Origin of the sequence: Roseomonas sp. KE0001, assembly GCF_016107285.1 — a bacterium.
Taxonomy (GTDB): Bacteria; Pseudomonadota; Alphaproteobacteria; order Acetobacterales; family Acetobacteraceae; genus Pseudoroseomonas.
Map to the genome: position 1 here is coordinate 351,286 of NZ_RCVQ01000002.1, position 11,753 is coordinate 363,038.

11 protein-coding genes are annotated in these 11,753 nt (G+C 72.5%); 8 read left to right on the forward strand and 3 right to left on the reverse strand.

The genetic code is table 11. The features are described 5' to 3' along the window. The first annotated feature begins 45 nt into the window (after nucleotides 1-45). A complete protein-coding gene (locus D9598_RS05190; RefSeq protein ID WP_198365331.1) occupies nucleotides 46-474 on the forward strand; it encodes a CoA-binding protein in 429 nt (142 codons plus the stop codon). Between the two features lie 196 nt (nucleotides 475-670). Beyond that, nucleotides 671-1,438, forward strand: coding sequence for a DUF2076 domain-containing protein (locus D9598_RS05195; RefSeq protein WP_198365332.1), 768 nt, complete (start codon nucleotides 671-673; stop codon nucleotides 1,436-1,438). 87 nt (nucleotides 1,439-1,525) lie between these two features. Here D9598_RS05195 and D9598_RS05200 read toward each other — a convergent pair whose 3' ends face one another. Beyond that, complete coding sequence (locus tag D9598_RS05200; protein ID WP_198365333.1) at nucleotides 1,526-2,137, reverse strand: NAD(P)-dependent oxidoreductase; 612 nt, start codon at nucleotides 2,135-2,137, stop codon at nucleotides 1,526-1,528. Between the two features lie 109 nt (nucleotides 2,138-2,246). On the opposite strand from D9598_RS05200, the gene D9598_RS05205 reads away from it, so the two are divergent. The 3 genes from D9598_RS05205 to D9598_RS05215 all read left to right on the forward strand — a co-directional run bounded on the left by D9598_RS05205 (nucleotide 2,247) and on the right by D9598_RS05215 (nucleotide 4,467). Continuing rightward, on the forward strand, nucleotides 2,247-2,636 hold the full coding sequence (locus D9598_RS05205; protein WP_198365334.1) for a helix-turn-helix domain-containing protein: 390 nt from the start codon (nucleotides 2,247-2,249) through the stop codon (nucleotides 2,634-2,636). A 73-nt stretch (nucleotides 2,637-2,709) separates the two neighbouring features. Beyond that, nucleotides 2,710-3,561 (forward strand): LysR family transcriptional regulator, encoded by an 852-nt coding sequence (locus tag D9598_RS05210; RefSeq protein WP_198365335.1) that lies wholly within the window; start codon nucleotides 2,710-2,712, stop codon nucleotides 3,559-3,561. 111 nt (nucleotides 3,562-3,672) lie between these two features. Further along, nucleotides 3,673-4,467 carry an aldolase gene (locus tag D9598_RS05215; RefSeq protein ID WP_198365336.1) on the forward strand — a complete coding sequence of 265 codons (795 nt, stop codon included), beginning with the start codon at nucleotides 3,673-3,675 and terminating at the stop codon, nucleotides 4,465-4,467. Nucleotides 4,468-4,488: 21 nt separating this feature from the next. On the opposite strand, the gene D9598_RS05220 is transcribed toward D9598_RS05215, so the two are convergent. After that, nucleotides 4,489-4,893, reverse strand: a complete 405-nt coding sequence (locus D9598_RS05220; RefSeq protein ID WP_198365337.1) for a ketosteroid isomerase-related protein — start codon at nucleotides 4,891-4,893, stop codon at nucleotides 4,489-4,491. An 83-nt stretch (nucleotides 4,894-4,976) separates the two neighbouring features. Between D9598_RS05220 and D9598_RS05225 the strand changes: the two genes are divergently transcribed. From D9598_RS05225 to ppdK, 3 genes are all read left to right on the forward strand, one after another. Next, entirely contained in the window at nucleotides 4,977-5,846 is an 870-nt protein-coding gene (locus D9598_RS05225; RefSeq protein WP_198365338.1) for a glycine--tRNA ligase subunit alpha, read from the forward strand. Between the two features lie 83 nt (nucleotides 5,847-5,929). Next, nucleotides 5,930-8,098 (forward strand): glycine--tRNA ligase subunit beta, encoded by a 2,169-nt coding sequence (gene glyS / locus D9598_RS05230; protein WP_198365339.1) that lies wholly within the window; start codon nucleotides 5,930-5,932, stop codon nucleotides 8,096-8,098. An 11-nt stretch (nucleotides 8,099-8,109) separates the two neighbouring features. Then, on the forward strand, nucleotides 8,110-10,779 hold the full coding sequence (ppdK, locus tag D9598_RS05235) for a pyruvate, phosphate dikinase (RefSeq protein ID WP_198365340.1): 2,670 nt from the start codon (nucleotides 8,110-8,112) through the stop codon (nucleotides 10,777-10,779). Between the two features lie 89 nt (nucleotides 10,780-10,868). On the opposite strand, the gene D9598_RS05240 is transcribed toward ppdK, so the two are convergent. After that, the gene (locus D9598_RS05240; RefSeq protein ID WP_198365341.1) at nucleotides 10,869-11,687 is read right to left on the reverse strand and encodes a folate-binding protein YgfZ; all 819 of its coding nucleotides are present in this window, start codon (nucleotides 11,685-11,687) and stop codon (nucleotides 10,869-10,871) included. Between the last annotated feature and the right edge of the window lie 66 nt (nucleotides 11,688-11,753).

Below are 11,753 nucleotides of genomic sequence, written 5' to 3' on the forward strand. Positions count from 1 at the left end.
TTCCGCCCGGCCCGGCGTTGCCCCCGAAGGCACACGGAGGTTCCCATGAGCATCGACGGGCTGAGCGACGACACCATCCGCGACATCCTGCTGAACACCCGGCACATCGCCGTGGTCGGCGCCTCGGCCAATCCGGCGCGGCCCTCGCACGAGGTCACCGGCTTCCTGGTCCGGCAGGGCTATGCGGTGGTGCCGGTCAATCCGGGCCTGGCCGGGCAGAGCCTGCACGGCGCCACCGTCGCGCCCTCGCTGGAGGCGGCGGGGCCCCTGGAGATGGTGGACATCTTCCGCCGCAGCGAGGAGGCCGGGGCGGTGGTGGACGAGGCCATCGCGCAGGGCGCGCGGGTGGTCTGGATGCAGCTCGGCGTCGTCGACACGGCGGCGGCGGAGCGGGCCCGGCAGGCGGGGCTGATCGCGGTCATGGACCGTTGCCCGGTGATCGAGTTCGGCCGGCTGGGGCTTCGCCGCGCGTAGCGATCGGCAGCCGGCGAGAGATTTGCGTGACAAAACATGGCCGGAATTTAACGCGGCCTTGAAAGACGGTGGCGGGTGGTCCAGATGCCAGCACCGCGCCACACGCATGGCGTGCTCGCCATGCGCCGGTCCCCCTGCGGGTCGGGTGGCGCGCGAGGCAACCTAGTCTGGGAAAGGCCCCGTCCGGGGATCTGATATGACCGAAGAAGAACGCCGCATCATCACCGCCTTCGTCGAGCGCATGGCGGGGGTCTCCGCTTCGCAGCCGGCGGCCTCGCCCTGGGGCGGCAGCAGCGTGCCGGCCACCCAGTCCCGCCCGCCCCTGCCGCCGGTCGATCCCGAGTCTGATCGGCTGATCGCTGACCTGTTCGCCCGCTACCCGGAGGCGCGCTACCGCCTGACGCAGACGGCCTTCGTGCAGGAGCACGCCCTGGTGCAGGCGCAGAACCGCATCCAGGAGCTGGAGTGGCAGCTGGAGAACAGCGAGCGCCAGGCCCAGGCGGCGCAGCAGCAGCCGCAGGGCCGGGGCGGGCTGTTCGGCGGCATGTTCGGCGGCGGCCAGCAGCAGCAGCGCCCGGTGCCGATGACGCCGCGCCCGCAGCCGGTTCAGCCGCCGCAGCCCATGAACCCGGGCATGATGCAGCAGGGCCGCGGCTCGGGCTTCCTCGGCTCGGCGCTGACCACGGCGGCGGGTGTCGCGGGCGGCATGGTGCTCGGGAACATGCTGATGGGCGCCTTCTCGGGGGGCGCGGCCGAGGCCGCCACCCAGGCCACGGATGCGGCCGGCGCCTTCGCCGAGGAGGCGGTGCCGGCCTCCAGCCCGTGGACCGATCCGGGCCAGCAGGACGCCGTGCCGGCCGCCGATTCCTCCGGCTGGGGGCAGGACGCCACGCCGGCGGAGGATCAGGGCGGCTATGCCGACGATCCGGGCTACGAGGATGGCGGCTTCGAGGAGGATATCTGACCCCTCTTCCGGGGCCGGCTCCGGCCGGCCCCGTTGTTTTGCGGGCATCCCCACCCGATCAGGCGCTTCCCCTGATCGGGATCCGCTCTAGTAGCCGACGGTGAAGCGCGCCCGGCTGTGGCGCGGCGCCTCCACCTCATCCACCAGGGCCACGGCGAAGTCCTCGAAGCTGATGTGGCTGCGGCCGTCCGCCGCCACGAGGAGCTGGTCGGTGCCGAGGCGGAAGCGCCCGGTGCGTTCGCCGGCATGGAAGTCGGCGGAGGGGGAGAGGAAAGTCCAGTCCAGCGCCTTCTCCTGCCGCAGCCGGGTCAGGAAGGCGGCGCCGCCCTCGGCCTCGGCGCGGTAGGCGGCGGGGAAGTCGGGGCTGTCCAGCAGGCGCTTGCCGGGCGCCACCTCCAGGCTGCCGGCGCCCCCCACCACCAGATAGCGCGGCACGCCGGCCTGCCGGACGGCCCCGATCAGCTTCTCCGGATCGCTGGCCGTGAAATGCACCGCGCTGATGACGGCCGCGTTACCGGCCAGCCGCTCGGCCAGCGCCGCCTGATCGAACAGGTCCCCGGCCACGGCCGTCACGCCCGGGGCGGCGGCGATGCGGGCGGGATCGCGGGCGATGGCGGTGACGGAATGGCCGCGCCGCGCCAGTTCCTGGAGGATGCGGGCGCCGGCCTGGCCGGAGGCGCCGATGAGGGCGATGTGCATGGCGGTCTGTCCCTTCGCCGTGGTATCTGATGGAAACCAGATAACCTGCGGTGAGGTGCTGTAAAGAAGGCACCTTGGACGCACCGCGTTACCCCGAGGAAACCGCCCCATGCAGGGTGACCTCTACGATCCGCGATGCCCGACCCGGCTCGTGCTCGACCGGATCGCCGACAAATGGACCGTGATGCTCCTGGTCACGCTGGCGGCGGCGCCGACGCGCTTCGCCACGCTGCGCCGGCGCACCGGGATCTCGCAGAAGGTGCTGTCGCAGACGCTGCGGCGGCTGGAGCGGGACGGGTTGGTGTCGCGGCATGTGTTCCCCACCGTGCCGGTGACGGTGGAATACGCCGCGACGCCGTTGGGGCGCACCCTGGCCGCCACGCTCGATTCCCTACGCGACTGGGCGGAGAGCCATATCGGGGCGGTGCTGGCGGCCCAGCGGCGCTACGACGCGGCGCAGGCCGCCCCCGCCTCGCCCGAGCCCGGATCTTCGCCCTAGTCCCTTGTTTTGGCGGATGTCTTCCGCCGGGGAGAGAATTCCCTCCGGGCCGGATCTGCTCTAGCCTCCGCCCATGCGCCTGCCCGATCTCGACCTCGACCTGTTGCGCTGCTTCGTCCAGGTGGCCGAGCGCGGCGGCTTCACCGCCGGCGCCGCCGCGCTCGGCCTGACGCAATCCGCCGTCAGCCTGAAGGTGAAGCGTCTGGAGGAACTGCTGCAGAAGCGCGTGCTGGAGCGCACCAGCCGCAGCATCGCGCTCACGCGCGAGGGCGAGACGCTGCTCGCCTATGCCCGCCGCATGCTGGCGCTGAACGACGAGGCGGTACGGCGGATGATCGCGCCGCCGGTGGCCGGCCGCCTGCGCCTCGGCGTCGCCGATCATTTCGTGCCGCGCAACCTGGCGCCCATCCTGGCCCGCTTCGCCCGCACCTTTCCCGAGCTGGCGCTGGAGATCGAGGTCGGCCGCAGCCACGAGCTGCGCGCGGCGCAGGAGCGGGGCGAGCTCGATCTGGTGCTGGGCAAGCGGCGGGATGGCGAGACCGAGGGGCGGCCGATCTGGACCGAGCCGATCGTCTGGGTCGCGGCGCCGGGCTGGGCACCGCCCGAGGGGCGGCCGCTGCCGGTGGCCATGCTGCCGCAGGGCTGCATGTTCCGCGACCGCGCCCTGGCCGCCCTGGCGCGGGCCGGGATGGAGTTCGAGGTGGTCTATGTCTCCGCCAGCCTGCTCGGCGTGGCGGCGGCGGCGCAGGCCGGCCTCGCCGTCACCGTGCTCGGCCGTTCCGGTCTGCCCGAGGGCCTGACCGAGCATCACGGCCTGCCGGCCCTGGGCGTCGCGGAGATGGCGGTGTTCGGCGACGCGACCGGGCAGAGCCAGCTGGTCGAGCCGCTGATCGGCTTCATCCGCGAGAGCATCGCCCCTGGCTAAGCCTCCTCTGGCCGAAGGCTCCCCCTTGGCCGAGCCCGGTTGCGCCCGGCCGGCACCGGCCGCAATCTGCCGGCCTTCACCCCCTTCCAGCCGCCCGAGGATGTCGCAGTCATGGCCCATTCCCTCGCCGCCTCCTCCGCCCCGGTGCCGAGCCTGGCGCACAACCACCCGCCGGAGGCGGAGGCGCTGCGGCGGGCGCGGGTCGATCTCGCCGCCTGCTTCCGCATGGCGGCGCGGCTCGGCCTGCAGGAGGGCATCTGCAATCACTTCTCCGCCGTGGTGCCGGGACGGCCGGATCTGTTCCTGGTCAATCCCCACGGCCTGTCCTTCGCCGAGGTGACCGCCTCCAGCCTGCTGGTCTGCGATTTCGACGGCAACGTGGTGGAAGGCCAGGGCCAGCCGGAGGCGACGGCCTTCTACATCCACGCCCGCATCCACGCCCTGAAGCCCCGCGCGCGGGTCGCCTTCCACACCCACATGCCGCACGCGACCGCGCTGGCCATGTTGGAGGGCGAGCCGCTGGTCTGGGCGGGGCAGACGGCGCTGCGCTTCTACGGCCGCACCGCGGTGGACGAGGACTATAACGGCCTGGCGCTCGACTCGCGCGAGGGCGACCGCATCGCCGGCAGCCTGGGCGAGGCCGACATCGTCTTCATGAAGAACCACGGCGTCATGGTGGTGGCGGAGACGATCGCCGAGGCCTGGGACGACCTCTACTACCTGGAGCGGGCGGCGCAGGCGCAGCTTCTCGCCATGTCCTCCGGCCGGGCGCTGAAGCCGGTGCCGGAGGAGGTGGCGCGCCGCGTGGCCGCGCAGGAGGCCGCCGGCCGGGCCGACAGCGCCCGGCTGCACCTCGACAGCGTCCGCCGCATCCTGACGCGGGAGAGCCCGGACTTCCTGGCCTGACCGGGGCGGGGCCCCCCCGGCCTAGTCGCCGACCTGGGCGATCCAGTCGGCCAGGTTGTAGTAGTTGCTGACCCGGGCGATCAGCCCGTCCCGCAGATCGAAGAAGGCGCCGGCCGGCAGCACGTAGGTCTGGCCCCGCGCCTCCGGCAGCCCGGCATCGGTCGCCAGGTAGGTGCCGTGCACGATGAACTCGCTGGCGGCGCGGCGGCCGCCCTCGCCGGACATCACCACGATGTCGCGCAGCTCCTCGCGGTAGTGCGCCGCCATGCGCAGCAGGAAGGCGCGGAACGCCGCCTTGCCCACTTCGCGGGCGCCCTGGTTGATGTCGTGCAGCACATCCTCGGTCAGCAGCGCCAGCATGCCCTCGACATCCCCGGCGTTGAAGGCGTCATAGTAGCTGCGGATCACGGTTTCGCTGGCGGCCATGGCCTGTGCCCTTCCTTGCGGGGGTGTGGGGCGGGTCTTATGGTGCGGCGCATAACACGGCCGCAAGCCCAAGACCCTGGATGATGACCGAGACGCCGAACCGGACCAAACCCCTCAGTTTCCAGGACATCATCCTGACGCTGCACCGCTTCTGGGCGGCGCGGGGCTGCGTGATCCTGCAGCCCTACGACATGGAGATGGGCGCCGGCACCTTCCATCCCGCCACCACCCTGCGGGCGCTCGGGCCGAAGCCCTGGAAGGCGGCCTATGTGCAGCCCTCCCGCCGCCCGGCCGACGGGCGCTATGGCGAGAACCCGAACCGGCTGCAGCACTACTACCAGTACCAGGTGATCCTGAAGCCGAGCCCGGCCGACCCGCAGGCCCTGCTGATCGAGAGCTACCGGGCGCTCGGCATCGACCCCGCGCTGCACGACATCCGCTTCGTCGAGGATGACTGGGAGAGCCCGACGCTGGGGGCCTGGGGCCTCGGCTGGGAGGTCTGGTGCGATGGCATGGAGGTGACGCAGTTCACCTACTTCCAGCAGGTCGGCGGCATCCCGGTGGACAAGCCCTGCGCCGAGCTGACCTACGGCCTGGAGCGGCTGGCGATGTACATCCAGGGCGTCGAGAACGTCTATGACCTCGACTTCAACGGCGAGGGCGTCACCTATGGCGATGTCTTCCTGCGCGCCGAGCGGGAGTACAGCGCCTTCAACTTCGAATTCGCCGACACGGCGCTGCTGTTCCAGCACTTCCGGGACGCCGAGGCCGAATGCGCCGCCCTGGTGGAGAAGCGCCTCGCCCTGCCGGCCTATGACCAGTGCATCAAGGCGAGCCACGCCTTCAACCTGCTCGACGCGCGCGGCGCCATCTCGGTGACCGAGCGCGCCAGCTACATCGGCCGGGTGCGCGCCCTGGCCAGATCCTGCTGCGAGACCTGGCTCGGCGGCTGAGGCCGCCCGCCCGAGACTGCCACGCCGGCGCCTGATTCGGCGCCGAGACTCCGCTCCGGCCCCTTTTCCCGCCAAGGCCCCCGATGCCCGAACTTCTGCTCGAACTCTTCTCCGAGGAAATCCCCGCCCGCATGCAGGCGCGCGCGGCCGAGGATCTGGCGCGGCTGATGGGCGAGGCGCTGAAGGGGGCCGGCCTGCCCGCGGAGGGGCTGCGCACCCTTTATGGTCCGCGCCGCCTGACGCTGGTGGCCGAGCTGCCGGCGGGGACGGCGGCGGTCGAGGAGGAGCGGCGCGGCCCGCGGGCCGGTGCCGCCGGCCCGGCGCTGGAGGGCTTCCTGCGCGCCACCGGCCTGCGCCAGGACCAGCTGGAGACGCGCGAGGTGAAGGGCGCCGCCTATCTCTACGCCGTCATCCGCCGCCCCGGCCGGCCGACGCAGGAGGTGCTGGCCGAGATCATCCCCGCCCTGCTGCGCCGTTTCCCCTGGCCCAAGTCCATGCGCTGGGGCGGCAGCAGCGATTTCATCTGGGTGCGGCCGCTGAAGCGCATCCTCTGCCTCTTCGGCGGCGCCGTGGTGCCCTTCACCCTGGCCCAGGGCGAGGATGACGGGCACGGCCTCGCCGCCTCGGACCGGACGGAGGGCCATCGCATCCTCTCGCCGGGCGAGGTACAGGTGGTGGATTTCTCGGATTATGCGACGAAACTCGCGGCGCGATACGTGGTTATCGACCCCGCCGAGCGCGCGGCGCGGGTGCGGGACGGCATCGCGGCGCTGGCCGCGGCGCAGGGGGTCGAGGTGGTGCCGGATGAGGGGCTGGTGGCGGAGGTGGCGGGCCTGGTCGAGTGGCCGGTGCCGCTGCTCGGCCGCATTGACGAGGCCTTCATGGACCTGCCGGCCGAACTGATGCGCACCACCATGCGGGTGAACCAGCGCTACTTCGCCCTGCGCCGGCCGGATGGCGCGGCGGCGCCCTTCTTCGGCGTCGTCTCCAACATCGCCGCGCGCGATGGTGGCCTCGCGGTGGTCGGCGGCAATGAGCGGGTGCTGCGCGCCCGCCTCTCCGATGCCCGCTTCTTCTGGGATCTCGACCGCAGGCAGGCGCTGGAGAGCTACCTGCCGAAGCTCGACAGCGTGGTCTTCCATGCGAAGCTCGGCACCCAGGGGCAGCGCGTGGCGCGGCTGGCGCGGCTGGCGGAATGGCTGGCGCCAAGGCTCGGCGCCGAGCCGGCGCCCGCCGCCCGCGCCGCGCGGCTGGCCAAGGCCGACCTCGCCACCGGGCTGGTCGGCGAGTTCCCCGAGCTGCAGGGCATCATCGGGCGCTACTACGCGCTGAAGGACGGCGAGGAGGCCCGCGTGGCCGAGGCCATCGCGGCGCATTACCGGCCGCTCGGCCCGGGTGACTCGGTCCCGGCCGAGCCCGTCGCCATCACCGTGGCGCTGGCCGACAAGCTGGACCAGCTCGCCGGCTTCTTCGCCGTGGACGAGCGGCCGACCGGCTCGGGCGACCCCTATGCCCTGCGGCGCGCGGCGCTCGGCGTCCTTCGCATCCTGCGCGAGAACGGGCTGCGGCTGGATCTCGCCGACGCCATCGCCGAGGCCTTCTTCGGCTATCCGCAGGCGGTGGGCGCCACGGCGGAGCCCGAGTTCGGCATGGCCGTGGCCCAGGAGATGATGACGTCCGGCTGGCGGCCCGATCCGGCATCGGACCATCCGCCGATGGTCGCCGCCTTCGCCGCCGGCCTGCTGGGCTTCCTGGCCGACCGGCTGCGGGTGCAGCTGCGCGCCGAGGGCGAGCGGCACGACGTGCTGGCGGCGGTGGCGGCGCAGGGCGGCGCGGACCTCGTCCGCCTGCTGGCGCGCGCCGCCGCGCTGCGCGCCTTCCTGGAGGGCGAGGACGGTGCCAACCTGCTGGCCGCCTCCCGCCGCGCCGCCAATATCCTGCGCATCGAGGACCGGAAGGACGGGCCGCACCGGCCCGAGACCGATCCCGCCCTCTTCGTGGCCGAGGAGGAGAGGGCCCTCTCGGCCGCGCTGGACGCCGCCCTGCCGGCGGTGCTCGCGGCGCTGGAGGCGGAGCGGGACACCGAGGCCATGGCCGCGCTGGCGCGGCTGCGCGCCCCGGTCGATGCCTTCTTCGACCGGGTGGTGGTGAACGACCCCGACCCGGCACGGCGCCGCAACCGCCTCGGCCTGCTGGCCCGGCTGGTGGCCGCGCTGGAGCGTGTGGCAGACTTTTCCAAGATAGAAGGCTAGAGGGACCCGAGATGCAGAAGTGGGTGTATGGCTTCGGCGCTGGCCGGAACGAGGGCGGTGCGGAGATGCGGAACCTGCTAGGTGGCAAGGGGGCCAACCTGGCGGAGATGGCGACGATCGGTCTTCCGGTGCCGCCCGGCTTCACCATCACCACCGAGGTCTGCACCTACTACTACCGGCACGGGAAGCAGTATCCGGCCGAGCTGAAGGGCCAGGTGGCGGAGGCGCTGTCGCGCGTCGAGGCGGCGGTCGGGCTGCGCTTCGGTGACGAGGCGAAGCCGCTGCTGGTCTCGGTCCGCTCCGGCGCGCGCGTCTCCATGCCGGGGATGATGGACACGGTGCTGAACCTCGGCCTGAACGACCGCACGGTGGAGGGGCTGGCGGCCGCCTCGGGCGATCCGCGCTTCGCCTGGGACAGCTACCGGCGCTTCATCCAGATGTACGGCTCGGTGGTGCTCGGCGTCGATCACCACCGCTTCGAGGAGATCATCGAGGACGCCAAGCTCGACAAGGGTGTCACCGAGGACACGGAGCTCACCGCCGAGGACTGGCGGCAGGTCGTCGCCGGCTACAAGCGGATGGTGGAGGAGGTGCTGGGCCAGCCCTTCCCGCAGGAGCCCGAGGCGCAGCTCTGGGGCGCGATCGGCGCGGTGTTCGGCTCCTGGATGAACCAGCGCGCCAACACCTATCGCCGCCTGCACGACATTCCGGCCGACTGGGGCACGGCGGTGAACGTGCAGGCCATGGTCTTCGGCAACATGGGCGAGGACTGCGCGACCGGCGTATGCTTCACCCGCGATCCGTCCACGGGCGAGAACATCTTCTACGGCGAGTATCTCATCAACGCCCAGGGCGAGGATGTGGTGGCCGGCATCCGCACGCCGCAGCCGATGTCCGAGGCCCGCGCCAAGCCGGGCGAGCGCAGCATGGAGCAGGCCATGCCGGCGGCCTATGCCGAGCTGGTGCGGGTGCGCGAGACGCTCGAGAAGCACTACACGGACATGCAGGACATCGAGTTCACCGTGCAGCAGAACAAGCTGTACATGCTGCAGACCCGCAACGGCAAGCGCACCGCGGCGGCCAGCCTGAAGATCGCGGTCGACATGGCGCGCGAGGGGCTGATCGACGAGTCCGAGGCGGTGCGGCGCGTGGCGCCGAGCTCGCTCGACCAGCTGCTGCATCCGACGCTGGATCCCAAGGCCCCCCGCGATCTGCTGTCGAAGGGCCTGCCGGCCTCGCCGGGCGCCGCCTGCGGTACGGTGGTGTTCTCCGCCGACGAGGCCGAGGCGCGCGCCGCCAAGGGCGAGAGCGTCATCCTGGTGCGGATCGAGACCAGCCCCGAGGACATCCACGGCATGCATGCCGCCAAGGGCATCCTGACCACGCGCGGCGGCATGACCAGCCACGCGGCGGTGGTGGCCCGCGGCATGGGCCGGCCCTGCGTGGCGGGCGCCGGCGGCGTGGTGGTGGACTATCACAGCCAGCAGCTCTCGGCCGGCGGCAGGATCGTGCGGGCCGGCGAGACCATCACGCTGGACGGCGCCACGGGCGAGATCTTCCAGGGCGCCGTGGCCATGGTGGAGCCGCAGCTCTCGGGCGACTTTGCGACGCTGATGGGCTGGGCCGACCAGCACCGCCGCATGAAGGTGCGGGCCAATGCCGAGACGCCGCTCGATGCCGAGACGGCGCGCAAGTTCGGCGCCGAGGGCATCGGCCTGTGCCGCACCGAGCACATGTTCTTCGATCCCGAGCGCATCGGCGCCGTGCGGCAGATGATCATGTCGGAGAGCGAGGGCGGGCGGCGCGACGCGCTGGCCAAGCTGCTGCCCTTCCAGCGCAAGGACTTCATCGAGCTGTTCCGCATCATGGCCGGCCTGCCGGTGACGATCCGCCTGCTCGATCCGCCGCTGCACGAGTTCCTCCCCCACAAGGAGGAGGAGCTGGCCGAGGTGGCGGCCGGCCTCGGCGCCGACCTCGCCGCCATGAAGCGCCGCGCGGCCGATCTCTCCGAGGCCAATCCGATGCTCGGCCATCGCGGCTGCCGCCTCGGCGTGACCTATCCCGAGATCTACGAGATGCAGGCGCGCGCCATCTTCGAGGCCGCCGTCGCCACCGCCCGGGAGACGGGCCGCGCGCCGGTGCCGGAGATCATGATCCCGCTCGTCGGCATGCGGAAGGAGCTGGAGCTGACCCGCGCCCAGGTGGACAAGGTGGCGAAGGAGGTGTTCGCCGAGAGCGGCACCACCATCGAGTACCTGGTCGGCACCATGATCGAGCTGCCGCGCGCGGCGCTGACGGCCGATGCCATCGCCGGTGTCGCCGACTTCTTCTCCTTCGGCACCAACGACCTGACGCAGACCGTCTTCGGCCTGTCGCGCGACGATGCCGGCAAGTTCCTGCCCTACTACGTCGAGAAGGGCATCCTGCCGAAGGACCCCTTCGTCTCGATCGACCCCGAGGGCGTCGGCGCGCTGGTCGAGATCGCCAGCGAGAAGGGCCGCGGCGCCAGGCCAGGCCTCAAGCTCGGCATCTGCGGCGAGCACGGCGGCGACCCGGCCTCCATCCAGTTCTGCGAGAGCGTCGGCCTCGACTACGTCTCCTGCTCCCCCTACCGCGTCCCCGTCGCACGACTCGCCGCAGCACAGGCGGCGCTGGCGGGCGGCTCCGACCGGACGGCGTGACGCCACCACCCGGGGCGGCGGTGCCGCCCCGGGGCTTTTCGGTGCCTCCTTGCGGCGGCAGTGCCGCCGCGGGGCCTTTCAGCGCCGCCCTATCCGGCGCGGCCCGGCAGGGCCATCCACTCCGGCACCGAGGCGCGCAGGGTCGCCTCGCCGCAGGACAGCGGCTCCCCCTGCGGCACGGCCAGGCGGATCAGCGCCAGCCCGCGTCCCGCCGCGCCCGACCGCATCTCGCCGACCTCGGCGCCGTCGCGCAGGATGGGCGTGCCGGGGGCGGGGAGCGGGCCCTCGACGGTGACGGGGAAGAGGCGCTTCTTCAGCAGGCCGCGATACTTCGTCCGGGCGGTCAGCTCCTGCCCCATGTAGCAGCCCTTGCTCCAGGAGACGCCGGACAGCTCGTCGAACCCGGCCTCCAGCAGCACGGTCTTCTCGCTCTCCAGGTCGCGCGAGCCGTCGGGCAGGCCGAGGGCCAGGCGGTGCCTGTCATAATCCTCCGGCCCGGCATCGGCGGCCAGGGCGCCGGGCGGCAGAAGGGCGCGCCAGCCGGCGCCGGCCAGGCGCGGATCGGGCGCGGCGAGCCCGGAGGGCATCGGCGAATCGCCCCAGCCGACGAAGACCGCGAGCCCCGCGGCCGGTGCCAGCGCCACCCTGGAGCGCAGGCGGAAGCGGGAGAGCTTCTGCAGCAGCATCTCCGCCTGCGCGGCCTCGGCGTCCAGCAGAAGCCGGCCGCCGTCGCTCAGCACGAAGAAATCCGCCAGCCACTTGCCCTGGGGCGTCAGCAGCGCCGACCAGACGGCGCGGCCCGGCGCCGCCTGCGCGACATCGTTGGAGACCAGGCCTTGCAGGAAGGCGACGCGGTCCTCGCCGGAGATCTCGATCGGGGCGCGGTCGGGGAGGGGAGCGATGGGCATGCCCTCCAATTGGGCGCGTCGGCGGCGGCGGACAAGCGCGGGGATGGATTCGCGCCCCGGGACGCA

Coding starts and splice junctions, on each gene's coding strand:
- D9598_RS05190 (WP_198365331.1), top strand. CDS start 46: ATGAGCATCGACGGGCTGAGCGACGACACCATCCGCGACATCCTGCTG.
- D9598_RS05195 (WP_198365332.1), top strand. CDS start 671: ATGACCGAAGAAGAACGCCGCATCATCACCGCCTTCGTCGAGCGCATG.
- D9598_RS05200 (WP_198365333.1), bottom strand. CDS start 2,137: ATGCACATCGCCCTCATCGGCGCCTCCGGCCAGGCCGGCGCCCGCATC.
- D9598_RS05205 (WP_198365334.1), top strand. CDS start 2,247: ATGCAGGGTGACCTCTACGATCCGCGATGCCCGACCCGGCTCGTGCTC.
- D9598_RS05210 (WP_198365335.1), top strand. CDS start 2,710: ATGCGCCTGCCCGATCTCGACCTCGACCTGTTGCGCTGCTTCGTCCAG.
- D9598_RS05215 (WP_198365336.1), top strand. CDS start 3,673: ATGGCCCATTCCCTCGCCGCCTCCTCCGCCCCGGTGCCGAGCCTGGCG.
- D9598_RS05220 (WP_198365337.1), bottom strand. CDS start 4,893: ATGGCCGCCAGCGAAACCGTGATCCGCAGCTACTATGACGCCTTCAAC.
- D9598_RS05225 (WP_198365338.1), top strand. CDS start 4,977: ATGACCGAGACGCCGAACCGGACCAAACCCCTCAGTTTCCAGGACATC.
- glyS (WP_198365339.1), top strand. CDS start 5,930: ATGCCCGAACTTCTGCTCGAACTCTTCTCCGAGGAAATCCCCGCCCGC.
- ppdK (WP_198365340.1), top strand. CDS start 8,110: ATGCAGAAGTGGGTGTATGGCTTCGGCGCTGGCCGGAACGAGGGCGGT.
- D9598_RS05240 (WP_198365341.1), bottom strand. CDS start 11,687: ATGCCCATCGCTCCCCTCCCCGACCGCGCCCCGATCGAGATCTCCGGC.